26 protein-coding genes are annotated in these 21,563 nt (G+C 47.1%); 15 read left to right on the forward strand and 11 right to left on the reverse strand.

The window, feature by feature from the left end:
- Positions 1-7: 7 nt before the first annotated feature.
- The 11 genes from sctE to sctW are packed head-to-tail and all read right to left on the reverse strand — an operon-like array spanning position 8 to position 7,746.
- Complete coding sequence (sctE, locus tag C5470_RS04710; RefSeq protein WP_166286401.1) at positions 8-1,204, reverse strand: type III secretion system translocon subunit SseC family protein; 1,197 nt, start codon at positions 1,202-1,204, stop codon at positions 8-10.
- Positions 1,185-1,694: a SycD/LcrH family type III secretion system chaperone gene (locus C5470_RS04715; RefSeq protein WP_132352488.1), complete on the reverse strand. Its 510-nt coding sequence runs from the start codon at positions 1,692-1,694 to the stop codon at positions 1,185-1,187. Before C5470_RS04715 ends, sctE begins: the two co-directional genes overlap by 20 nt.
- A gap of 9 nt (positions 1,695-1,703) precedes the next feature.
- Positions 1,704-2,669: a virulence-associated V antigen gene (locus C5470_RS04720; RefSeq protein WP_166286403.1), complete on the reverse strand. Its 966-nt coding sequence runs from the start codon at positions 2,667-2,669 to the stop codon at positions 1,704-1,706.
- A gap of 10 nt (positions 2,670-2,679) precedes the next feature.
- Positions 2,680-2,958, reverse strand: coding sequence for an LcrG family type III secretion system chaperone (locus tag C5470_RS04725; protein WP_166286405.1), 279 nt, complete (start codon positions 2,956-2,958; stop codon positions 2,680-2,682).
- Positions 2,959-2,998: 40 nt separating this feature from the next.
- Positions 2,999-3,433, reverse strand: coding sequence for an LcrR family type III secretion system chaperone (locus C5470_RS04730; protein ID WP_036842638.1), 435 nt, complete (start codon positions 3,431-3,433; stop codon positions 2,999-3,001).
- Complete coding sequence (gene sctV / locus C5470_RS04735; RefSeq protein ID WP_166286407.1) at positions 3,430-5,547, reverse strand: type III secretion system export apparatus subunit SctV; 2,118 nt, start codon at positions 5,545-5,547, stop codon at positions 3,430-3,432. Before sctV ends, C5470_RS04730 begins: the two co-directional genes overlap by 4 nt.
- Complete coding sequence (sctY, locus tag C5470_RS04740; protein ID WP_166286409.1) at positions 5,544-5,873, reverse strand: type III secretion system chaperone SctY; 330 nt, start codon at positions 5,871-5,873, stop codon at positions 5,544-5,546. Before sctY ends, sctV begins: the two co-directional genes overlap by 4 nt.
- A gap of 2 nt (positions 5,874-5,875) precedes the next feature.
- Entirely contained in the window at positions 5,876-6,241 is a 366-nt protein-coding gene (gene sctX / locus C5470_RS04745; RefSeq protein WP_166286411.1) for a YscX family type III secretion system protein SctX, read from the reverse strand.
- Positions 6,238-6,609, reverse strand: coding sequence for a type III secretion chaperone SycN (sycN, locus tag C5470_RS04750; RefSeq protein ID WP_166286413.1), 372 nt, complete (start codon positions 6,607-6,609; stop codon positions 6,238-6,240). The genes sctX and sycN overlap by 4 nt, the downstream gene beginning before the upstream one ends.
- Positions 6,606-6,893, reverse strand: coding sequence for a TyeA family type III secretion system gatekeeper subunit (locus C5470_RS04755; protein WP_036842622.1), 288 nt, complete (start codon positions 6,891-6,893; stop codon positions 6,606-6,608). Before C5470_RS04755 ends, sycN begins: the two co-directional genes overlap by 4 nt.
- A complete protein-coding gene (gene sctW / locus C5470_RS04760; RefSeq protein WP_166286415.1) occupies positions 6,874-7,746 on the reverse strand; it encodes a type III secretion system gatekeeper subunit SctW in 873 nt (290 codons plus the stop codon). The genes C5470_RS04755 and sctW overlap by 20 nt, the downstream gene beginning before the upstream one ends.
- A gap of 324 nt (positions 7,747-8,070) precedes the next feature.
- On the opposite strand from sctW, the gene sctN reads away from it, so the two are divergent.
- From sctN to sctF, 15 genes are all read left to right on the forward strand, one after another.
- Entirely contained in the window at positions 8,071-9,396 is a 1,326-nt protein-coding gene (gene sctN, locus C5470_RS04765; RefSeq protein ID WP_166286417.1) for a type III secretion system ATPase SctN, read from the forward strand.
- A complete protein-coding gene (locus tag C5470_RS04770) occupies positions 9,393-9,854 on the forward strand; it encodes a type III secretion protein (RefSeq protein WP_166286419.1) in 462 nt (153 codons plus the stop codon). Before sctN ends, C5470_RS04770 begins: the two co-directional genes overlap by 4 nt.
- Positions 9,855-9,865: 11 nt before the next feature.
- Entirely contained in the window at positions 9,866-11,278 is a 1,413-nt protein-coding gene (locus C5470_RS04775) for a type III secretion system needle length determinant (protein WP_166286421.1), read from the forward strand.
- The gene (gene sctQ / locus C5470_RS04780) at positions 11,275-12,207 is read left to right on the forward strand and encodes a type III secretion system cytoplasmic ring protein SctQ (protein WP_166286423.1); all 933 of its coding nucleotides are present in this window, start codon (positions 11,275-11,277) and stop codon (positions 12,205-12,207) included. Before C5470_RS04775 ends, sctQ begins: the two co-directional genes overlap by 4 nt.
- The gene (sctR, locus tag C5470_RS04785) at positions 12,204-12,857 is read left to right on the forward strand and encodes a type III secretion system export apparatus subunit SctR (protein WP_166286425.1); all 654 of its coding nucleotides are present in this window, start codon (positions 12,204-12,206) and stop codon (positions 12,855-12,857) included. The genes sctQ and sctR overlap by 4 nt, the downstream gene beginning before the upstream one ends.
- A 2-nt stretch (positions 12,858-12,859) precedes the next feature.
- On the forward strand, positions 12,860-13,126 hold the full coding sequence (sctS, locus tag C5470_RS04790; protein ID WP_021323784.1) for a type III secretion system export apparatus subunit SctS: 267 nt from the start codon (positions 12,860-12,862) through the stop codon (positions 13,124-13,126).
- Positions 13,123-13,908, forward strand: coding sequence for a type III secretion system export apparatus subunit SctT (gene sctT / locus C5470_RS04795; RefSeq protein WP_166286426.1), 786 nt, complete (start codon positions 13,123-13,125; stop codon positions 13,906-13,908). The genes sctS and sctT overlap by 4 nt, the downstream gene beginning before the upstream one ends.
- Entirely contained in the window at positions 13,905-14,960 is a 1,056-nt protein-coding gene (gene sctU, locus C5470_RS04800; protein WP_166286428.1) for a type III secretion system export apparatus subunit SctU, read from the forward strand. Before sctT ends, sctU begins: the two co-directional genes overlap by 4 nt.
- A gap of 844 nt (positions 14,961-15,804) precedes the next feature.
- Positions 15,805-16,623, forward strand: a complete 819-nt coding sequence (locus tag C5470_RS04805; protein ID WP_166286430.1) for a helix-turn-helix transcriptional regulator — start codon at positions 15,805-15,807, stop codon at positions 16,621-16,623.
- Positions 16,624-16,737: 114 nt separating this feature from the next.
- A complete protein-coding gene (locus C5470_RS04810) occupies positions 16,738-17,574 on the forward strand; it encodes a T3SS regulon anti-activator ExsD domain-containing protein (RefSeq protein WP_166286432.1) in 837 nt (278 codons plus the stop codon).
- Positions 17,575-17,588: 14 nt separating this feature from the next.
- Positions 17,589-18,011 carry a YscB family type III secretion system chaperone gene (locus C5470_RS04815; protein ID WP_166286434.1) on the forward strand — a complete coding sequence of 141 codons (423 nt, stop codon included), beginning with the start codon at positions 17,589-17,591 and terminating at the stop codon, positions 18,009-18,011.
- A complete protein-coding gene (gene sctC, locus C5470_RS04820) occupies positions 17,999-19,837 on the forward strand; it encodes a type III secretion system outer membrane ring subunit SctC (RefSeq protein ID WP_278249174.1) in 1,839 nt (612 codons plus the stop codon). Before C5470_RS04815 ends, sctC begins: the two co-directional genes overlap by 13 nt.
- Positions 19,834-21,105 (forward strand): type III secretion system inner membrane ring subunit SctD, encoded by a 1,272-nt coding sequence (gene sctD / locus C5470_RS04825; RefSeq protein ID WP_166286438.1) that lies wholly within the window; start codon positions 19,834-19,836, stop codon positions 21,103-21,105. Before sctC ends, sctD begins: the two co-directional genes overlap by 4 nt.
- Positions 21,102-21,323 carry an EscE/YscE/SsaE family type III secretion system needle protein co-chaperone gene (locus C5470_RS04830; RefSeq protein ID WP_166286440.1) on the forward strand — a complete coding sequence of 74 codons (222 nt, stop codon included), beginning with the start codon at positions 21,102-21,104 and terminating at the stop codon, positions 21,321-21,323. Before sctD ends, C5470_RS04830 begins: the two co-directional genes overlap by 4 nt.
- Complete coding sequence (sctF, locus tag C5470_RS04835; protein ID WP_166286442.1) at positions 21,307-21,561, forward strand: type III secretion system needle filament subunit SctF; 255 nt, start codon at positions 21,307-21,309, stop codon at positions 21,559-21,561. Before C5470_RS04830 ends, sctF begins: the two co-directional genes overlap by 17 nt.
- The last annotated feature ends 2 nt before the right edge of the window (positions 21,562-21,563 follow it).

The following is a 21,563-nucleotide window of genomic DNA, read 5'->3' on the forward strand; positions in this document are numbered from 1 at the left end:
TTATTCCCTAAATTTTATGCGGTTGGCTGGCAAGATTGTTCATCATGTCACCCCTGGCATTGAGCATCTGAAAGACCATTTCCATCACATGTTGGAAAGATTCCACCATCTGGGACAATTCCTCTTTAAGCTTATCCATTACAGCCTGGAATGCCGTCAATTCGCTACGTGAAAGTTGTACATCTGCTTGTCGATTAGCCGCTTTACTCTGGAACGCAAAATTGGCAACTTGAGCACCACCATTAGCTAAATCAACAACCACGTCACTCACCTGAATACCTACTTTCACGCTACGAGACAGAGTATTAGCTGTATTAGCCGCCGTACTGGCGACTTTTGCCGAAAGCTCTGCCGCCTTTACTGCCATCTTAGCCGTCATTTCAGCCACTTTAGTGCCCATCTTAGCGCCCATTTTGGCTATCAAGCCAGCGGCTGAACCACCGAAACTGACTGCCGCTGCTGCCACCGCCATCGTAACCTCAATCGCAGTTATTACTGGCCCCAGCCACTTCATGGTTTCCTTGCTGATTAAACCGTCCTGAGCCGCTTGTTGCAGTCCCTGAGACACCACACCCATTACCCCTCCGGCAATCAGCATAGCGCCTGCTACCGCACCAACCCCAGTAGCAACCATGATCGCCCCGACCACAATTGAGGCAATCGCACTGATCCAACCGAAGATTTTGGAAAACAACCCAGATTTTTGCGCCTCTTTAGCAGAATTTTCTGCTTCTTTGATCTTCTGCTGGTTCTCATCCATTTTCTGCAAGCTTTCCTGACGCGCCCGCTGGATATTCTGGATATTGAGCTTCGTTTGAGTACGCTCGATCTCACTGGTCAGTTTGCCCAGTTCAATTTCTAATTCCGCAAGTGAGGACATCGCCAAAGAGGCCAACCGCGAAGTTTCTTTCAACTCTGCTGTCAGCTTTGTTGTCAGCCCTGTTGCCAACGCTACTCCTTGCGTAACCGATGCGACCAGACTAGCTATTTTCCCTTGTTGCTGAACATCAAGACGAGTATTACTCACTGCTAATGGTTCCGGCAATGATACCCCTCGTAACTTAGCTACATCAGACGATACGTTACCAGCCTGGCTAGGCGTAACGCGATAATCCTCTTTAGGAGGTGTAGCCACAGGGATATCATCAACCTGAAAACCGCCTCGCAATAGAGGAACTTGGTGTTCATTTGCTATCAGAGTCATCTTCCTGAGTCCTTTTTATTGTGATGGCTTCTAACATTGCGCTAGAACTGGCAGCTAAAGCAGCCTGTTCCGGCAAAGCTGCCGCTAGCTGTTGAGCCGAGTAGAAGCCACTCTCGGCCCCATCAAGCTCTCCCAATTGCAGGAGACATTCGGCAGCATGAAATGGAAAACGAGGCTCATTAATATCAAGCATCGCTCCATAACTATAACTTTGGATCGCCTGCTCTAATTGTCCCATTGCCTGACGGCATGCCCCCAGCCCAAGAAAAAACCGGGAGTCATAATGATCCAACATGCATAAGGCCTGGAATATCTTATGCGCATCCTGCCATTTACCTGACTGGTACTGATTGAACGCTAATGAATAAAGCTGTTCCAGCGTATCACTGGAGACATCCTTCAACATGGCAAGGGTACCGCCGTCGTGAAGAAAGGACTCCAATTCTTGTGCGTACTGGTCAGAAGTGGTAGGTGTTTCTTGGTGCTCCATAATTATTCCTTAAATTGCGCCGAGAATATTACGCATAATGCTGTCGTATTTCTGGATAAAACGGTTTAACGCTTCAATAGCAGCGTTGTAGCGAGAACTCACGTCATTTAAACGCGTGGTTTTTTCCTGGACAGTATTGTTTAGTGGATTTACGCGATCGTTGACCGAAGTAGAAAAGTTAGCCAGGCGATTATTGTCTTTGTCATATTCATACGAATTCTCCAGACTTTTCATAGCTCCACTCTGCTTGTTAGGACTTTCTAAAAATGTCTTAATGGAGATGGGGCCAGTACCAGAAGATATCTTGTTTAATAGCTTATATTCTGCACTATTCCTAAAAGCAGCTTCATCGCTAAAACCATATTTCCTATAGTCCCGCAAGTCGAAAGATGTACTGTCAATAGAAAGCTTCTGCTCACCATCCTTAGCTGACAATTTCGCATTAATCTCCGACTGAATAACGCTGTAAATCTTTAGCTCCGCAGTTAATGCAGCCAACTCATCACGCAACTCAAGTCGTTTTTTATCATGACCCGACATCACAGAAACAAATATATCGATTACATCATCATCCAGACGATCCGGAGTCAAATTAAAATGAACCGTAGCCAGGAAATCTCTTAACGTCCAAGTTTTTAATGTATTCGTCGGACTATCCAAGAAGGATTTAAGATTCTCGATCCCATTTTTTATTTGGCTATCTAAGTGACCATCCTTGACAACAGCATCCGCTGGTAGGAAATAGGCAATCACTTTTTTCAGAAGCTCTTCATCGTCAGTAATAGTCCTTGTATCAAATTTTACCGTATCCCTAGCCGGATCATATTTTGCTTCAATTTTGATCTTATTTTTACTAATAAGCTCAACTAATTTATCAAGCTCAGAAGATCCAGAACCTTGTAGTTTATCCAGCGAAACCTTCTCCAGATCTGCCAAGAAAAGCTGTGGGTCATTTTGATATGGCCTAATTTCCACCTTAAAATCCTTATACAATAATGCCACGCAGACGAGGTGGGCGACGGAGACGCTTTCCCTCTTCCAAAGAGTGAGAATGGCTGCTTCGTAAGCGATTAACTTCTGTCAGCAGCTCCTGCTCAGCATCCTGAACCAAAGAAGTATCAGCATGACCAAACAGCTCTGTACCCACATTTGGGTTGATGCCAAGAGACTGCCACATCTCCTGTAACAATTGCAGTCTGTGATCACTGTCCTTAATGGCTTCCTCAGCTGCTTGCAGTACTTTGGCATTGGGTTCCTCTTGCATCAGTGACTCCTATAATAAAGAGAGATATTGATTCTTCCTGTCAGAGTTGGACTTTTTTTTGTTGTTTTCTCATCTGATGTAACGAGATAACGCGACTGACTTCTAACTCGAACCAGCCAGGCGCGACCTCACTCGCGCCTGTCCAGCGGTGATAGAACCGAGCTAAACGTTCATCATTAAGGGGAGAGTCAACCAAAGTATTAACTTGACCATAAAGTCGGCTACCCGGCCCAAGCACAGCCATCGTTGCTGTTGCCAACAGATAAAGAGGCGCAAATGGATTAGCAAGCCCTCGGCGCTGCCAGGTACGGCGTAACATCACGATCCAAACTCGCGGTGCATCATAGCGCCAGGCAATTTCGCAGCCTTCACACCATACACGCCAGCCCAGAGGAATTGGGCTACTCCCCATACAGTGAGGCTGTACCGAATAACCTTGATCCTCAAACCAAGAGATAAGCGGATCACGGTTCATAGACAAACCCTGCCAAGAGGCTGAATATTGATTTGTTGAGTTAGCTCCTGATACGAGAGCACCGGCAAGCCATGGTGATCACCTTCAATTAACTTGCGCACATAGCGACGAATATCCATTGATACGATCAACACCGGCTTATTCTGCATCTGTGTTAAATCACCCACCGTTTTTTTCATCTGTTCAAGGAAACTTTGCGTCACCGCCGGGTCCAGCGCCAGATAACTCCCTGCGCTTGTCTGGCGAATGCCTCCTCGGATCTGCTCCTCTACTTGCTGATCCAACAAATAAGCGGGCAGGATGTTGTTACCATTAGCATACTTGTAACAGATGTAACGCTTGAGGCTACTGCGAATATATTCCGTCAACTGCACTACATCTTTCTCCTTTTGCCCCCATACCACCATGGCCTCAAGAATTGCACGTGTATTACGAATAGAAATATCCTCTCCCACCAGCCGTTGCAGTATTTCAGTCATCCGTTGCAATGGGATGATGCGCATGGCCTCCTTGACCAACTCGCCATAGCTGCCCTCCATCTGCTCCAGAAGATAGCGGGTTTCCTGCACACCAATAAAATCTTCAGCATACTCCCGCAACACATGTGACAAATGCCAGGTGATCACCTGAGACATGGATAAAACTGCCATCCCGGATTTAGCCAAACGTTCCTGATGTGCTTCGGCTACCCACAAAGTAGGCTGATTAGGTAACAGTGGTTCTCCTTCCTCATAAGGGATAGCCAGTAATTCCAACTGACTGACCGGCTCCTGTACCAACAGATGTTCTGAACGCAGCCGACCACGGGCAACGGGTACCTCTTGCAGTTGGATCAGGTATTCTCCTGCCTTCATACCCTCATTAAAGCGTAAGTGGATACCTGGAAAGGGTACTCCTAAATCCAGATAGAGCGCGCGCCGCACCCGTATTAATTCATCGTTAAGCGAAATGGCTTCCAACTCAGCCTGTAATCCGGCATCCACATCAATAAGTAAAGGAACTGTCATCGCGAATTCCTCTTTCTCACCGAGTTTTCCGCCTTTGGTTTTACTGCCAACCTTGGGCTTAGATTTAGCCGCCGGGGCACCTGCCCCTTGAGCCAACAGGCTGGGAAGATCAGCTTGCTGACTAGCATTGGCTTGCCGCTGACGCTGGAACAGAAAATAACCCCCACCGGTCACCACCAACGCAAGCATAAAAAAGATTAATGTCGGGAATCCAGGAATAAGGCCAAACAACACCAATAAAACACCACCAATTAGTAGCGCCTTTGGTTGAGCAATGATCTGTTCGCCAATCTCATTCCCCAGATCCGAGGAATCTTCCGACGAAACCCGGGTAACAATAATACCTGCCGTGATGGCAATCAGCAGAGCTGGCACCTGAGAAACCATACCATCACCCACGGTCAAAATGGCATAGAGCTGCAATGCATCAGATGCTGACATCCCCTTCTGAGTAACGCCTATGGTTATTCCGCCCAGAATATTGACAAAGATGATGAGGAGACTGGCAATAGCATCACCCTTAACAAATTTCATCGCACCATCCATCGAACCAAACATCTGGCTCTCTTTCTCGATAGTGCTGCGTCTTTCCCTGGCTTCATTGACGTCGATAACGCCAGCACGCATATCTCCATCGATGCTCATCTGCTTACCAGGCATAGCATCAAGGGAAAAACGCGCGCTAACCTCAGCCACACGCTCTGAACCTTTGGTGATGACGATAAATTGTACGATGGTAATGATCAAAAAGATCACTATCCCTACGATCAGGTTTCCACCAACCACGAAATTACCAAAGGTATAAACAATCTTCCCGGCGTCAGCCTGCAAGAGGATCATCCGGGTGGTACTGATTGAAAGTGCCAAACGAAACAGGGTTGTTACCAGTAATACCGCAGGAAAAGCGGAAAACTGCAAGGGGGAGTTAATATAAACCGCCATCATCATTAGTACGACAGAGATGGTCATATTAATGGCAATCAGAATGTCCAGCAGGAAAGGAGGAAGTGGCAGAATCATCATGAAGACAACCGCCAGCAATAGTATTGCCAGCATAATATCTTTACGCTCGCCGATCCGGCTTAATAACTCAAGCCCGCGATTCATAGTACGGTCCCTTGAGAAAGATAACGCTGATAAGCACTGCGTGCTTCTTCCAGGTTCCCTTCCTGTTGGCAGGCGCGACTGACACAAAGCCAAAGAGCCTCACTTTGTTCTCCCTGATCCTGTAAGAGAGCACAATGTTCTTTCGCTACACTCCCCTCTTGCAATTTAAGTAATGAAACCACCAAAGCACGGCGTCCTTCCTGATGTTCAGGATGCAAAGCCAGTAATGCATCCAATAAAATACGGGCTCGGTCAGGATGACCATACTGGAGTTGAAGCCAGCCGAGCAGCAGCAAAGCGCTTTGCTGTTTATAACTAAGAGTCATGGTTATACCTTGTGCAACAAGTGCAGGGCCATCTGCAACAACTGTTCATCTTGATTCATCTTTTCCAGCAGGGAGACAGCATGCTGTACCCTGATGTCATCATCTTGTTGCAAGGTTGCACGCAAGCTATTGACAGCCTGACGGAAGTCATGGGGACGTAACAGAGAATGAAACCCATCTTGTGGGCAGGCAAAGGCCAACAAAGCCTGATCAGCTTTATTGGCTGGATAAAGACGCGCAGAGTGAGTTTCAACGGATTGACCATCGGGCAATAACGCATAGCGGTCAGGTAAGCCAACCCCTATCTCTTCCCGACTGATCGCCGTCAGTTGCTCAATTCCTATATGGGCGGAGGCGATTCTGCTCACGAAGCGAGCACCTCACGTTGTACTCTTAGTAAGGAGCGAAATGCCTGATGCAGCAAAGGCAACGTTATATTCCGTTCATCCAATGTCACAAACAACAACAAGCGATCTTCCCCCAACCAACCACAACGCAAGGGCAGTTCTGGCCCCTGACCGCTGAAGGTGAGTAACATCGCCTTAACCATCGCCTCTCTCCCCTGATGCCAGGGAATTTCACGAGCCAGCCAAAGCGTTAATGATCCACCATAGCGCTCAATCTGTAATGTGCCAGAATATTCAAAATCGATTTGGATCAAGGGACTGGAAGCATCAAACATCTCCATACCCAAATCCTGACAAAACTGGAGCAATTGTGGCTCTATCCAGTTCATGATGCTCCCTCTCCTGACCACAATTCGTCTTCTTCTCTCTCAATTGCTGTATCAAGCGCCAGTTGACAAGAATTAAGCAGGTTTTGCCGCTGTTCTTCATCACTGAACACTTCCACCGGAATCAATCGAATCAATCGCTTCAACTCCCGGTAGAAATGAATTTGAGTTTGACTATTCTGCAAGCTCAAAGCATGACCGAGCATTTCAACATCCCGCACATTGGCCCAACGTTTCTCAATCAAAGAAACGACATCACCCATAAGGTCAGAAGGCCCGTATGCCATGATTTTCCCCCTTTACCACGCTTTGCCATAACTGCTCAACCTGAACCGACAAACTGTTAAGCAGACGGAGCTTATGCATGTCACTCATCACACGTTCCAGCTTAATAGGATCAAGTTGTCGCGGTTGGCTGTCCAGATCAGCGCTCAGGGCTTTCATGATGAATCCTGTTACTTCCATCAGGGAGCTGCTCTTGAAATTGGCTTGGATATCTCGCCAGGCCGCTGACAGCCCTTGATAATCCATAACAGCATCACGATAGATGTTACGCAATGCCTGCAAATTACCAACCCCATCTCTGGCTGCTGTCGAGGCATCAGGTGTAATGCGAGCTCCTAACTCGATAGCGATACCTTGCTCTTGTGCTAAACGTGACAACTCCTGTTCAACCAATGTCAATATGGCATGCGCCTCTGGCCTACCTGCCAACGCATCACGGGCCTGACTCAGCGCATAGAATTGCTCACTCACCTCTCCAGAGAAACTTTCCAGATAAGCCTGTAACTGAGCAATATTCGTCAGCTGGCTGCTATTTAAATGAGAGATCAACGCATTAACCTTTTGTTGGCGTTCCAGATCCGGCACCTTCTGTAAGTATTCACCCACCAATGCCTCAATTTCCCGCACTCTGGCATGTCCATCGCTAACTTTACGTCTGGAGAGCGGCATATCCTTGCGTTCCGAAAATGCAAAAGTCAGCTCTTCGGCCGCGTCAGCAAAAGACTGGGATGCAGTAACCAGTACCACTTTCTCTCCCTGAAACTGACCGACCCTGGCCTGCTCCTGTTGTGCTGTAATCCCGGCATCAGGTTCTGACAAAGTTATTGAATGAAGATGATTCTGGATAATATCCATAGCCTATCCTGTCATATCAGAGTTAATAATGGACAAATTATAAAGATACCGTCCCGGTGCCTATGCCAAAATCAGCCGTGAATTTTTAGCAAAATCCGCCGTAAACTATCGTCAAGGGCAGGATTCACCATTCATCTGCCCATTGAAGCTGATGTAAGATGCATCAAGCATAAGCAGCAACCCATAAATCAGGAAGCTTCACTGATCAAAGCTGGGAACAGCTACGCAAACTCCAACCATTTTCTAAAAACTCCCGACTCAGGTTGCAATCTCTTCCGCTTTCCCTTCTTTATAGTACTCGCAGCAGAGGTTATATAAACGATCATGAAGCTTTCCCTTGACCATATTCCTGGCCAAATGCGCCATGCTATTAATGAATGTCGACTAATTCAGATTCGCGGCAGGGTTACTCAAGTCACCGGTACATTACTTAAGGCTGTCATCCCCGGTGTGCGGGTAGGTGAACTTTGTCATTTACGCAATCCTGACAATACACTGTCCCTCCTGGCAGAGGTTATTGGGTTTCAACAACATCAAGCCCTGTTGACACCACTTGGCGAGATGTTTGGCATCTCTTCAAATACCGAAGTGAGTCCAACCGGAGCCATGCATCAGGTTGGCGTAGGTGATTATTTATTAGGACAAGTTCTTGACGGGTTGGGTAATCCATTTTCCGGCGGACAGTTGCCGGAACCACAAGCTTTGTATCCGGTTTATCGGGATGCTCCGGCACCCATGAGTCGAAAACGGATTGAACACCCACTTTCGCTAGGCGTGCGGGCTATTGACGGCTTGCTAACCTGTGGTGAAGGTCAGCGTATGGGCATTTTTGCCGCGGCGGGCGGTGGCAAAAGTACGCTGTTATCTACGTTGATTCGTAACGCGGAAGTTGATGTGACTGTGCTAGCACTCATCGGTGAACGTGGTCGCGAAGTGCGGGAATTTATCGAATCGGATCTGGGTGAAGAAGGGCTGAAACGTTCAGTGCTGGTAGTCGCTACCTCAGATCGTCCGGCGATGGAGAGGGCTAAGGCTGGGTTTGTAGCGACCTCAATCGCTGAATACTTCCGTGATCAAGGTAAACGTGTACTCCTGCTGATGGATTCCGTGACCCGTTTCGCCCGAGCGCAACGAGAAATAGGTCTGGCTGCCGGTGAACCGCCAACCCGACGCGGTTATCCGCCGTCAGTATTCGCGGCGTTACCACGGTTAATGGAACGTGCCGGTCAATCTGACAAGGGATCAATTACCGCCCTTTACACTGTATTAGTGGAAGGGGATGACATGACAGAACCCGTAGCGGACGAGACCCGCTCGATCCTTGATGGTCACATTATTTTGTCACGCAAGCTGGCTGCGGCTAACCATTATCCAGCTATTGATGTGTTACGTTCCGCTAGCAGGGTAATGAACCAAATTATCACTCCTGAACACCAGGCTCAGGCGGGTCTGTTGCGTCATTGGCTAGCTAAGTATGAAGAAGTTGAGCTTTTGTTGCAGATCGGAGAATACAAGAAGGGGCAAGATCCCGTTGCCGACAATGCCATTGCACACATTGAAGCAATACGTAGCTGGTTACGCCAAGGCACTCATGAAACAAGTGATTTGCCGCAAACTTTAGCGCTCTTGCAGCAGATAACGAAACAATGATTAGCCGTTTACAACGCATAAAAGCACTGCGTGTTGAACGCGCTGAACGACATTTGTCCCTGCAACAAATGAAACTTCAAACGACGCGTCAACACCATCAACAGGCTTTGCAAGCCTTACAAGATTACTGTCAATGGCGAATAGAAGAAGAGCAACGTCTTTTTAAACTGTGTCAAGGCCAACCCATTGACCGCAAAGGCCTTGAGCGCTGGCAACAACAAATTGCCCTGTTGCGCGAAAATGAAGCCCAGTTGGAAAAGGAAGTCGCTGAAATGACCGAAAAAGTGGAACTGGAACTCCGTAAACTACAAGAATGCCAACGTATACTGCACCACGCACGTCAGCAGCAGGAAAAATTTAACGAACTGGGTCGCCTGGAACAAGAGGCGATCCGCGCCCAAGGTGAATACCTGGAAGAGCGGGAACAAGAAGAGTTCCATCGCCAAGAAAGAGTGTAAAACAGAAGAGTATGAACCCACTGACAGCTATCGGCAAAGGTGTTTCCTCCCTCCCAACGTCCCCCGCAACGGCGGATGCAGATTTGCAGCGCCGTTTCGAACTGGCTATCGCCTCTCACGCCACCAATACGCGTCCGTCAACAGCACGACGGGTGGATCAATCATTAACCGACACGGCCACAAACAGCAAAACAGCGGATCTCCATTCCACGCATGATGCAAATGAGGAACTTCCTCCATTCGATTCCACACATCAGGCAACTGATGATCCGCACAAACACACCTTACCGCTGCCATACCATAGCACCTCTTCTTTTTCACATAAGAGAGAAGAGAACCAAGCTAACCTGAAGCATAAAGAAGCTTTAGCAGAATTTGGCCGCCCCATTGAGATAAAAGAGTCCCAGGAACACGATATGAGGGCAAACTCTCTGGCGACACCAGACCTCCCAGTACACACTCCCAATCTGGAGCCGGTCAACATGACATCTACGGTTGTGCCTCATCCGGACACAGCAATTCTTCATCCATTACCAGGACGAGACGTACCCACACAACCTCAAAATCAGAAAAAAAGCTTATTGGCCTCTGTTAATCGTCTCAATGAGATCGCTAACGAAATAAAAGAATCTCTGCCAACGCCCAGTATCCTGACGCGCCAATCTGCTCTGAACACACAATCTGCTGACCTAAAGCCGGTTGATATCACGCCCTCTGTCGCAGCCTATTCTGGCACAACAGCGATTCCTGCACAGAAAGACGCAAACGATGAACCGGTATATTATGCAGTGGCGCAAATAACGCCCGGCATATCCAGATCTCAGCAAGATACACAAGAGCAAAGCATATTTCCCCGCCAGCAGGCGGATCTGGCTTTTCCTATTCCCCATGCTGATGAAATCAGCATCACGGAACAAAAGATTCTTACCGAAATCGAGACATACCATTTATCGGCATCAAAGCCAAAAGAGTCTGACATTCAGCCCTCCGATGCTGGCGAATCAGCAGGAAAAGTGCCCTTCTTTCCACAAACACAGCTCCTGCCTGGTGAGCGCATACTCGCTACGATGCAAGCAACCTCAACCATTTCTCCTTTTTTGGAGACGTTGATCGATAAATTGAGTGTGGAGATCAGTATCGAACTAACACGGCAGCAACGCCCGCCAACATTACATTTGACACTCCCTAATCTGGGTGCTCTTGAGATTCAACTAACCAATGAGAATGGCAAACTTCAAATAGAGATTTTGGCGAGTCCGGCAGCTCAACAACAACTGAAGCAGGCACGCTTTGAGCTACTTGAACGTCTACAGCTCCTTTATCCAACACAAACGGTCGAACTCTCCCTCCCGTCTCAAACGGATAGCGAGCACGGATCACGCCAGAGTCGCAGCATATATGAAGAATGGAAAAACGATGCATGAATAGCCTGACGCTACTACCCAAAGTCTCATTGGAAGAATTGACTCTGCGTCAAACCCTGAGTCGTCATCAGCAACAATTTAGCTGGGCTAATGGTCATCTCACCCTGGATATCGTTTCCCCTCCCAAAACACTGGACAAGGTGTTGATCACCCACTGGAAAGGGCATACTTTCTCTTTTTTCTGCCATGCAGCCGAACTGTCTCTGTGGCTTGCCCCCGATCTACAACAAGCGGATTTAACCTCACTCCCTCAGGATCTGCTGCTAGCATTGATGGAATACCAGAGCAAAGCACTACCCGACCTGTCATGGTCCGCACTGCGAACTACATCAGAATTCTCTTTATCAGCCTGCTTATTACTACGCTTTGAGCGGCCAGGTGCCATATTGCCACTCTGGTTACCAGAACCCTCGCCCTTATTTGCCATATTACCAAAACGTCAACCAGGCGAATACTTGCCTATTCCATTACAACTTTCTCTGCAATGGGGAACAATAAGCCTGACTTTAGACGAGTTTCACACCCTGGAACCAGGGGATGTGCTGCTCCTGCCCCCACAGCAACAACCAGATGCCCCTTTGTTAGCACATCTGGAAGGACGACCTTGGGCCTACTTTAAATACCATGAACATAAACTGGAGTTAATCACTATGCACACACTCTCTCCTGACAGTCCTGACAATACTCTGCCGGTAACGGACTTAAACAGCCTGGAGGTTCATGTCAGTTTCGAAGTTGGTCGTCAGACCTTGGATTTACATACGCTTACCAGTCTGCAACCCGGTTCACTACTTGACCTTGGTGTTCCGCCAGACGGTGAAGTACGTATTCTCGTCAATCAGAAATGCCTCGGTTCCGGGCGGTTGGTGGACATTCAGGGGCGTTTAGGTGTAAGAGTTGAACATCTCTTTACGGAGAAACAATCATGATCCAACTACCAAACGAGTTGGATCTTATCATCGGGCTGGCCTTATTGGCTCTGCTCCCCTTTATTGCAGTTATGGCCACCTCTTTTCTCAAATTGGCAGTGGTATTTTCTTTGCTGCGTAACGCCTTGGGCGTACAACAGATCCCCCCCAATATGGCTATGTATGGATTAGCCATTATCCTTACTATCTATGTTATGGCCCCGGTGGGCTTCGCTACTCAAGATTATCTGCGCCAGAATGAAGTTTCATTCAGCAACTCTGAATCGATAGAAAAATTTATGGAAGAAGGCATCGCACCTTACCGGAACTTTCTCAAACAACATATTAAGCCCAGTGAGCGCACTTTCTTTATTGATAGCACCCGACAGATTTGGCCAAGCCAGTATGCTGACCGGCTAGAGCCAGATAGCCTGCTGATCCTGCTGCCAGCCTTTACAGTCAGTGAATTAACCCGTGCATTTGAAATTGGGTTTCTTCTTTATCTGCCATTCATTGCAATCGATCTCATTATTTCTAATATTCTGCTCGCGATGGGGATGATGATGGTTTCTCCCATGACCATCTCTCTTCCTTTCAAGTTACTGCTATTTGTCCTGCTTGATGGCTGGACACGCCTGACACACGGCCTTGTCATCAGTTATGGAGCCTGAATATGAGTAATGCTGATATTCTGCACTTCACCAGCCAATCCCTCTGGTTGGTATTAATTCTTTCCCTACCACCGGTACTGATGGCTGCCGCAGTGGGAACATTAGTTTCATTGATCCAAGCACTGACCCAAATACAAGAACAAACGCTGGGTTTCGTCATTAAATTAATTGCGGTCATTATTACCCTGTTCGCCACGGCGACCTGGCTTGGTAACGAGCTCTACAGCTTCGCCAACATGGCCTTTCTCAAGGTACCATTGATCAAATGATACAAGAGCTACAGCAACAAATCCTTGCTTATACCCTGCTATTGCCCCGCATCATGAGCTGTTTTGTGATATTTCCTGTACTCAGCAAACAGATGCTGGGTGGTGGACTGATTCGCAACGGTGTGGCTTGCTCACTGGCTCTCTACGCTTATCCAACAGTAGCAGGTAACCCACTGCCAACATTTGGCAGCCTGGAATTGACGCTGTTGCTCGGTAAGGAAGTCTTGCTGGGTCTGCTAATCGGCTTTATCGCTTCTATCCCATTTTGGGCCATGGAAGCTACCGGTTTTATTATAGATAACCAACGGGGAGCAACAATGGCTTCGGTACTTAACCCATCTCTGGGAAGCCAAACTTCACCCACTGGCCTGCTATTAACGCAAACTCTAATCACGCTTTTTTTCTCCGGCGGCGCTTTCCTTAGTCTGCTTGGTGCCCTATTTCAGAGTTACAACAGCTGGCCGGTAGCTCAGTTTTTCCCCCACATTACCAGCCAATGGATCAGTTTTTTCTACGGCCAATTCAGCTATCTGCTGCAACTTTGCGCCCTGATGGCTGCCCCTTTATTAATTGCCATGTTTCTGGCAGAGTTCGGGCTGGCTCTGATTAGCCGCTTCGCCCCATCTCTCAATGTTTTCGTATTGGCGATGCCAATCAAGAGCGCAATTGCCAGCCTGTTACTCGTTATCTATATCCGATTGCTGATGCATCATGCTTACGATAAAGTATTGCTAACGCTCTCTCCAGTGCGCATGTTAATTCCTGTCCTGGAGGCACCATGAGTGGAGAAAAAACCGAACAACCTACACCCAAAAAACTCAGAGATGCCCGTAAGAAGGGCCAGGTAACCAAAAGCAACGAAGTAGTATCGACCTCCTTAATTCTAGGGCTGATCGGCATGATAATGGTCATGTCTGAATACTATTTGGAACATCTGAGTAAACTGATGCTAATCCCGGCTAGTCTACTGGAAAAACCCTTTCCCCAAGCCTTAAATCATGTCGTTGAAAACCTGATGCAGGAGCTGGTTTACCTCTGCCTGCCAATTCTAAGCGTTTCCGCTTTACTATCTTTAGCATCACACCTTGCCCAATACGGCTTCCTGTTAAGTGGAAATTCCATCAAGCCTGACATCAAAAAGATCAATCCTGTTGAAGGGGCCAAACGAATCTTCTCTATCAAGAGCCTGATGGAATTCGTCAAATCAATACTCAAAGTAACGCTGCTCTGTATCCTGGTCTGGGTTACCCTGGAAGGTAATCTACAGGCGCTGCTGTACCTGCCGGAGTGTGGGACAAGATGTATTATCCCTGTACTCGGTATGATGTTAACCCAACTAATGACCGTATGTGGTATCGGGTTTATCGTGATTTCTATTGCCGATTATGCCTTCGAACACTACCAACATATCAAGCAGCTCAGAATGAGCAAAGACGAAATCAAGCGCGAATATAAAGAGAGTGAAGGCAGCCCGGAGATCAAAAGCAAGCGACGCCAATTTCACCAGGAATTACAATCAAGCAATATGCGCGCTAGCGTCAAAAATTCATCGGTGATCGTTGCCAACCCAACTCATATTGCCGTCGGTATCCGCTATAAGAAAGGAGAGACACCTTTACCTCTTATTACGCTCAAGTTCACTGATGCGCAGGCCCTGCAAGTCCGGCGTATTGCCGAAGAGGAAGGTATTCCAGTGTTACAGAGAATTCCTCTCGCACGGGCACTTTATCAGGATGGCCTCATCGATAACTATATTCCTGCCGATCTCATCCAAGCCACCGCAGAAGTTTTACGTTGGTTAGAACAGTGGCAAGATCGTTCTCCTGAGCCGTAACCTGCCTCAAATAGCATTACTTGAGGTGTAAGATGCGCCATGCTGACCATACGATAAGTCAATGTTCGCTATATGTCGATCATTCCCGGCAGCTCGGTATTTAAGATTTATTCAGTTTATAGCGCATTGAACCACCTTTCCGAAGCAACCTGATAAAAACTCGACTCAGGTTCACTTCTTAATTCATTGTGACCAAACCACATAATTGCAACAAATTTAAGATAAATAAAGATGACTACTGATAGCTCAGTGTTCCTTAAACGATATTATAATAAACAATCCAATTCAGTTAGGTTGATTCTTTCTTTTTATCAATTGATAAAATCGTTCAAACCAGATTTGAAATTCCTATCAAGTGATCTACTATTATGCATGGGTTATTTGAGCTATTAGATCTTGCTGCATACTGACTTCTGTGCCCTTTAATCAATTAATACTCAGATAACCATGACAATAATTGACGTATTCTGAATCATCCATACATTATCTGAATAAAAAGGAGAAAACTAATAATTGAGACAGAATAAAAAGCCCAACTTATGACTCAGAATGAGGAATCTACAAGCAATCTTTACTATGTAAAAAAATTGATCTCTTTTCATCTGTCGTTTATAAAATGTGAGAATAATACTGTTATTCATATCATCGAGAACATTAATATGCTACCAGAAGAAAAACTGTTTTAATTAAAAGGCCTTACAACTCACTATCCCGTTAAACACATAAAACTATTCTTCCTGTCTATTGCAGGTAGTAAAACCAAAGAAAACATATATTTAATATCAATAAAAATAACGTAATTTATATTTTTTTAAGACAACACCAATAGATCCAGGACAATAAAATGAACGGCATCACAACATCAGGGAAGGGAATGGATATCACTCTATTCCAGCGTAGCATGCCTGCCTTCAACGTTATAGAACATCATCAGGAAGGGATATATATCCTGCTCGAAGGTGAGATGACATGGCAGGACAGTACCAATACCTACGATCTCTCCCATAATGAACTGCTTTTTGTTCGTCGTGGCAGTTACGCAGCAAAAACTCGGAGTGATACCTGCAAGCTACTCTGGTTACCGTTGAGTACAACTTTCCTTCACGGTTTTCTGCAACGTTTTGGCACTCTGCTCAGCGAAGTCGAGCGACATAATGTACCAACACCCGAGTTGATTGCATTTACCTCATCTCCGCTATTATCCCAAAGTGTTAGTGGACTGCTCGATCTATTGGCTCATGATTATCCCCCAGCCTTGGGTCAATTAAGAACAGAAGAATTGCTGCTGTTGATGTCATTTGGCGAGCAAGGGGTTTTGCTCATGTCGGTATTACGACAATTGAGCAATCGCCAGGTAGAACGTTTACAAAGCTTTATGGAAAATCACTACCTCAAAGAATGGAAACTCAGCGAATTCGCTAAAGAATTTGGCATGGGATTAACTACTTTCAAGGAATTATTCCGCTCCGTATACAGCATATCACCACGAGCCTGGATCAGTGAACGCCGTATCCTTTATGCACATCAGCTACTACTCAATAGCGAAATGAGTATTGTTGATATCTCAATGGAAGCCGGATTCTCCAGCCAATCCTACTTTACTCAAAGCTATCGAAGACGCTTTAATTGCACCCCCAGTCGTGCCAGGTATGGCAAAGAGTAACGATTGGCTAAAATAATCTGACGTTTTTTACAAGTTAACCATTGGCCTGACAGATAAAATAAGGTCATTCCTAATCTAATCGACAAGAGTGACTAGCAGCAAGATGAGCATAGCATGAGCCAGCAAGACCATAATCAGACTCGAACCAGCATGTTTCTCGGCCGCAAGATCTCTGTCATGCAGTCTGGGGTCCCGCGCCGAGAGCAATTAATCGGAAAATCATCGGTTATTCAGTACCAGAATAGAGACATTATCAATAACCAACAGTTTGTTCTGTTACAACGCCTTTTGCCCAGACATCTTCTGGAAAGCCTAATGAAATCTGTTTGGTTTCGCAGACGGTTAAATTGTGGGCAAGTGTTGAAACGTAATGACCTGCAACAACTAATCAGAGCGGCGGCAAAATCAGAATGTGACTGGGACACGGTACTGGGTGACCACATTAACCTGGCCGACAGGCATCTTTTACAGTATTGGATACTACAGCCACTATTTGATTGGTGGCTCCGCCTGTTAGACCCAGAGATAGAACTCTGGTTTATCGAACTTGATCAGTTGCAGATTCAAGAACGGCAATTGCGCGCTAAGGCGCATTTTTGGCAACAGGTTGAAGACGTATCATCTCAATGCAGGGAGCAACACCACCAAGAGATTATATCCTTGCAAACAGCACTCGACCAACGTAAGCAGCTATTAGAAGAGCTACTGTTGACAGCGGAAACCCAGGCCCATGAAACATGGCCCAACTGGTTTACCGGGTTGGATGTACTCCAGACCGACGACAATCTGACAGCTTTCACCCCGGTTCCTGAAGCACTGTCACCCTGCTGGACATGGTTGACCACCTTAAAGTACGACACAGAGGCTGCTATCCACTTGCAACAATGGCTCTGCTCTCGTGCCCTGTGCCTGCCACAGGACAGTTTTTATTGGCAATCGACGACGACCTAATCATTAGAGGAAACATGCAAACTCTACTCAATCATTTGGCCAGCCGCCTGGGCCAGAAACCTTTTGTTTCCGACAGACAAGGGCATTACCATTTGCACATTGATAACTACAACCTGTTTCTTCGCCAACAAGGAACTGAACTTGTATTATCCAGCCCTCTAAACTGGCGCCATAACCCAAAAGATCCATCAGGCACTGAACTACTGAAGACACTGCTGCAACAGGTCACTCGTTGGGGACGCCATGCTCCCCACGCACTGACCCTGGATGAATCAGAGAATCTTATTCTGGAGGCTCGCCTTGATCCTGACAGCTTGGATGTGCAAATCCTGGAACAGATGCTAACTATGCATGTCGATCTACTGGAACAAATTATGGACTTATTATCGGAAACGCAATCTTCCCCTCAATGGAAACAAGTAATATGGCAGCCATGAAACAGTTCCAACGGCTGTGCCGTTCCTTACTGTTGTCGTTGAGTATCAGTAGCATGATGCTCCCCTCGGCTTTCAGCCAGGATCTGGATTGGTTGCCCACGCCTTATGACTATTTGGCAAAAGGGGAAAGCCTGCGGGATGTGCTGGTTAATTTCGGCGCTAACTATGACGCATCAGTGGTTGTCAGTGATAAGGTGACCGATCAGGTTAACGGCCATTTTGAACAGGATGGCCCTCAGGAATTCCTGCAACATTTATCCTCTCTCTATAACCTGGTCTGGTATTACGACGGGAGTGTGCTTTATGTATTCAAAAACAACGAAATACAATCGCGTCTCCTTAAGCTTGAACAAACCAACGCAACAGAGCTACAACAAGCCCTGAAACGTTCCGGTATTTGGGAACCCCGCTTTGGCTGGCGCCCAGATCCAAGTAACCAACTGGTTTACGTATCAGGCCCTCCCCGTTATCTTGAACTGGTCGATCAGACTGCGTCCGCATTGGAACAGCAATCATTGCTACGTAGCGAAAAAACCGGGGCGTTAACAGTGGAAATTTTCCCTCTTAAATACGCCTCCGTCACAGACCGTCAGATCCAGTATCGTGATAGTAATATTGAGGCGCCGGGCATTGCCACTATTCTCTCCCGCCTGCTCAGTGATGCTAATGTGACAACTGTCACGGGTGAAACAGCATCGTCTATGGGAGGAGGCCATTCAAGCCGTGCTGTTGTACAGGCAGAACCGTCCCTAAACGCAATCATTGTACGGGACACCCCGGAAAGGATGTCCATGTACGCACATTTAATCAACGCACTGGACAAACCCGCTGCCCGTATTGAAGTTGCACTTTCCATCGTCGACATCAACGCCGACAACCTTTCTGAACTGGGTGTCGACTGGCAGGTGGGTATCAATACCGGTCCTCGCCATCTTATCGATATCACCACTACCAGGGAGAAAAAGGAAAAAGGGGAGAGCATCGGTTCAGCGGCATTGGGTAGCTTAGTTGATCGCCGAGGCCTGGATTATCTACTAGCCAAAATAACCCTGTTAGAGAGTAAAGGCAGTGCTCAGGTGGTTTCCCGCCCGACGCTTTTAACTCAGGAGAATACTCAAGCGGTCATTGACCACAATGAAACCTATTACGTAAAAGTTAATGGTGAACGGGTTGCCGAGCTTAAAAGCCTCACCTATGGCACGATGCTGCGCATGACCCCCAGAGTCATCCAAATCGGAGATTCTCCTGAAATCAGTTTGAGTCTGCATATTGAAGATGGTAACCAGAAGCCCAACAGTTCAGGCTTGGATGGCATTCCTACCATCAGCCGAACTATTGTCGATACCGTTGCCCGGGTTGGACATGGCCAAAGTTTGCTGATCGGCGGCATCTACCGTGACGAGATGAGTGAAACCCAGCGCAAAGTACCATTTTTAGGCGATATCCCCTACTTGGGTGTTTTGTTCCGCAGTACCACTGAACAAGTTCGACGATCAGTACGACTATTTATTATTGAGCCACGGCTGATTGATGGTGGGATAGCTCATTATCTGGCTCTTGGTAACGGACAAGATCTGCGCCATCGGTTACTGGCAACACAAGATATCTCTAATCAGAGCGTTTCTCTGAGTAAAGTACTGGCTGGCTCGCAATGCCAACCTTTATCCCCTGCCCGTCAAGTGCAAGAAACGCTACGGCAAGCAGGTAAAAGCTCATTTTTGGCCTCATGCCGAATGGGCAAGACTTATGGATGGCGAGTCATTGAGCAACAATGTTCACTAAAGGATACCTGGTGTGTTCGTGCGCAAGATAAGGCGATCAGATGAGTTGGAAAATTCGCTTCTACCGCGGACTGAATAAAAGTATTGAGGTCAATTTAGCTGAAGGGCGCTTAGCCATCGGCTCAGACCCCTTACAGGCAGATATCGTTCTGGTGGATGAAGATGTTGCCCCTGTACACCTCGTCTTAGAAGTAGAAGCAGACTCAATCCGCCTGTTGGAATGGGCCGGTGAAACAACGCCAAATCAGAATGGCGAACCCCTATCACCGGGAGCTTCACTGCAAGCTCTGGCTCGCCAAGAGACAGGGCCGTTATTGTGGGCTTTCTGTGACCAACAACAGACATTCCCAGACCAACTCGCTGAACCGGCAGTAACACCACACCAGCGCCCTGCCCGGCAAAACCGTAGCCGGGCTGCTGGCGGGATGCTGATACTCTGTCTGGTACTGGCACTCGCCTTTCTGGCGCTGCTTGGACATGAAGGGTGGCAAAGGCACAATCCATCCCATGGTATGGCCGAACAGGAACTACGCCGTTTCCTTAATGAAGATTCAGCCTATCGTCAGGTTAGTGTGCACATGATGCCCAATAATGGGCCGCTGCTGCTCAAGGGTTATGTGAACTTCAACCACCAACGATTGGCACTGCAACAGTATCTTGATACTCACTCCCTCAGTTATCGGCTGGAGTTACGTACCATGGAGGAATTACGCCAAGGGGTAGATTTCATTTTACAAAAATTAGGCTATACCCAGATCCAAAGCGGTAATGGCAAACAACCCGGCTGGATCCGCCTTACGGGAGAATTAACTGATCCTGATCAGCAATGGAATGACATTGAGTCACTGCTCAAACGTGATGTTCCGGGCCTACTCGGTATAGAAAACCAGACGCGGCTAACCGGTGGTCATCTCAAACGACTGGATATGCTATTGGCTAAACATGATTTACCGAACTCGCTGACCTATCAGGATAAAAACGATCGTATCGAGTTCACAGGTCAATTGGATGAACTCCAGACTCATAATTTCTACCGCTTACAGCAAGTATTTAAGCAAGAATTCGGCAACCGGCCAACACTGGTATTGCTAAATAACAACCGGCTCTCCCGCAATGATGAACTCAATTTCGATGTCCGGGCGGTTTCTCTGGGACGTGTACCTTACGTGGTACTAAAAAATAACCTGCGTTATCCCGTCGGAGCAACAACAGAAAATGGTTTGAGGATCGAAGCTATCCGTCGAGACGCCATTGTTATTATCAAAGGTGAGCAGCAATTTATCGTCAAACTTAACAGGAGCCCAGCTTTATGATGACATCCCTGGAAGCACGACTGTTCGGTGCTGATCCCACTTATGTCAACGAAATTCAACACCGCCTCTCTCAGGCGTTGAACGATATCAAACAACGCCTGAGACGTGGTGGTTCGGTACAAGAATATCAACAATGGCAGCAAGAGGCTGACGCCCTACAAGCTGCGATCGCAATACTTAACACAACAGAAGGAGGCCATAATGGCCCAGATTTTTAGTTCCGCAACAACGGTTAATACACTCGATAAAGTTGCTGACCAGCTTAAAACCCAAGCTAACAAGGCCAACAGCGACGTCAATGATGCAATCGCCGAACTCAACAACGGTCCAGATAACCCTGCCTTGTTGGCAGATTTACAACACAAAATCAACAAGTGGTCAGTCATCTACAACATTAACTCCACTGTCACCCGGTCCATGAAGGACCTGATGCAGGGTATATTACAGAAGATCTAATC

It is taken from the genome of Photorhabdus stackebrandtii, from assembly GCF_011189495.1.
Taxonomy (GTDB): domain Bacteria; phylum Pseudomonadota; class Gammaproteobacteria; order Enterobacterales; family Enterobacteriaceae; genus Photorhabdus; species Photorhabdus khanii.

Coding starts and splice junctions, on each gene's coding strand:
- sctW (WP_166286415.1), bottom strand. CDS start 7,746: ATGGATATTATCCAGAATCATCTTCATTCAATAACTTTGTCAGAACCT.
- C5470_RS04810 (WP_166286432.1), top strand. CDS start 16,738: ATGAGCCAGCAAGACCATAATCAGACTCGAACCAGCATGTTTCTCGGC.
- C5470_RS04830 (WP_166286440.1), top strand. CDS start 21,102: ATGATGACATCCCTGGAAGCACGACTGTTCGGTGCTGATCCCACTTAT.
- C5470_RS04815 (WP_166286434.1), top strand. CDS start 17,589: ATGCAAACTCTACTCAATCATTTGGCCAGCCGCCTGGGCCAGAAACCT.
- sctS (WP_021323784.1), top strand. CDS start 12,860: ATGAGTAATGCTGATATTCTGCACTTCACCAGCCAATCCCTCTGGTTG.
- sctN (WP_166286417.1), top strand. CDS start 8,071: ATGAAGCTTTCCCTTGACCATATTCCTGGCCAAATGCGCCATGCTATT.
- sctR (WP_166286425.1), top strand. CDS start 12,204: ATGATCCAACTACCAAACGAGTTGGATCTTATCATCGGGCTGGCCTTA.
- sycN (WP_166286413.1), bottom strand. CDS start 6,609: ATGAACTGGATAGAGCCACAATTGCTCCAGTTTTGTCAGGATTTGGGT.
- sctY (WP_166286409.1), bottom strand. CDS start 5,873: ATGACTCTTAGTTATAAACAGCAAAGCGCTTTGCTGCTGCTCGGCTGG.
- sctT (WP_166286426.1), top strand. CDS start 13,123: ATGATACAAGAGCTACAGCAACAAATCCTTGCTTATACCCTGCTATTG.
- C5470_RS04770 (WP_166286419.1), top strand. CDS start 9,393: ATGATTAGCCGTTTACAACGCATAAAAGCACTGCGTGTTGAACGCGCT.
- C5470_RS04725 (WP_166286405.1), bottom strand. CDS start 2,958: ATGCAAGAGGAACCCAATGCCAAAGTACTGCAAGCAGCTGAGGAAGCC.
- C5470_RS04755 (WP_036842622.1), bottom strand. CDS start 6,893: ATGGCATACGGGCCTTCTGACCTTATGGGTGATGTCGTTTCTTTGATT.
- sctE (WP_166286401.1), bottom strand. CDS start 1,204: ATGACTCTGATAGCAAATGAACACCAAGTTCCTCTATTGCGAGGCGGT.
- sctQ (WP_166286423.1), top strand. CDS start 11,275: ATGAATAGCCTGACGCTACTACCCAAAGTCTCATTGGAAGAATTGACT.
- C5470_RS04805 (WP_166286430.1), top strand. CDS start 15,805: ATGAACGGCATCACAACATCAGGGAAGGGAATGGATATCACTCTATTC.
- C5470_RS04715 (WP_132352488.1), bottom strand. CDS start 1,694: ATGGAGCACCAAGAAACACCTACCACTTCTGACCAGTACGCACAAGAA.
- sctV (WP_166286407.1), bottom strand. CDS start 5,547: ATGAATCGCGGGCTTGAGTTATTAAGCCGGATCGGCGAGCGTAAAGAT.
- C5470_RS04730 (WP_036842638.1), bottom strand. CDS start 3,433: ATGAACCGTGATCCGCTTATCTCTTGGTTTGAGGATCAAGGTTATTCG.
- sctD (WP_166286438.1), top strand. CDS start 19,834: ATGAGTTGGAAAATTCGCTTCTACCGCGGACTGAATAAAAGTATTGAG.
- C5470_RS04775 (WP_166286421.1), top strand. CDS start 9,866: ATGAACCCACTGACAGCTATCGGCAAAGGTGTTTCCTCCCTCCCAACG.
- sctC (WP_278249174.1), top strand. CDS start 17,999: ATGGCAGCCATGAAACAGTTCCAACGGCTGTGCCGTTCCTTACTGTTG.
- sctU (WP_166286428.1), top strand. CDS start 13,905: ATGAGTGGAGAAAAAACCGAACAACCTACACCCAAAAAACTCAGAGAT.
- sctF (WP_166286442.1), top strand. CDS start 21,307: ATGGCCCAGATTTTTAGTTCCGCAACAACGGTTAATACACTCGATAAA.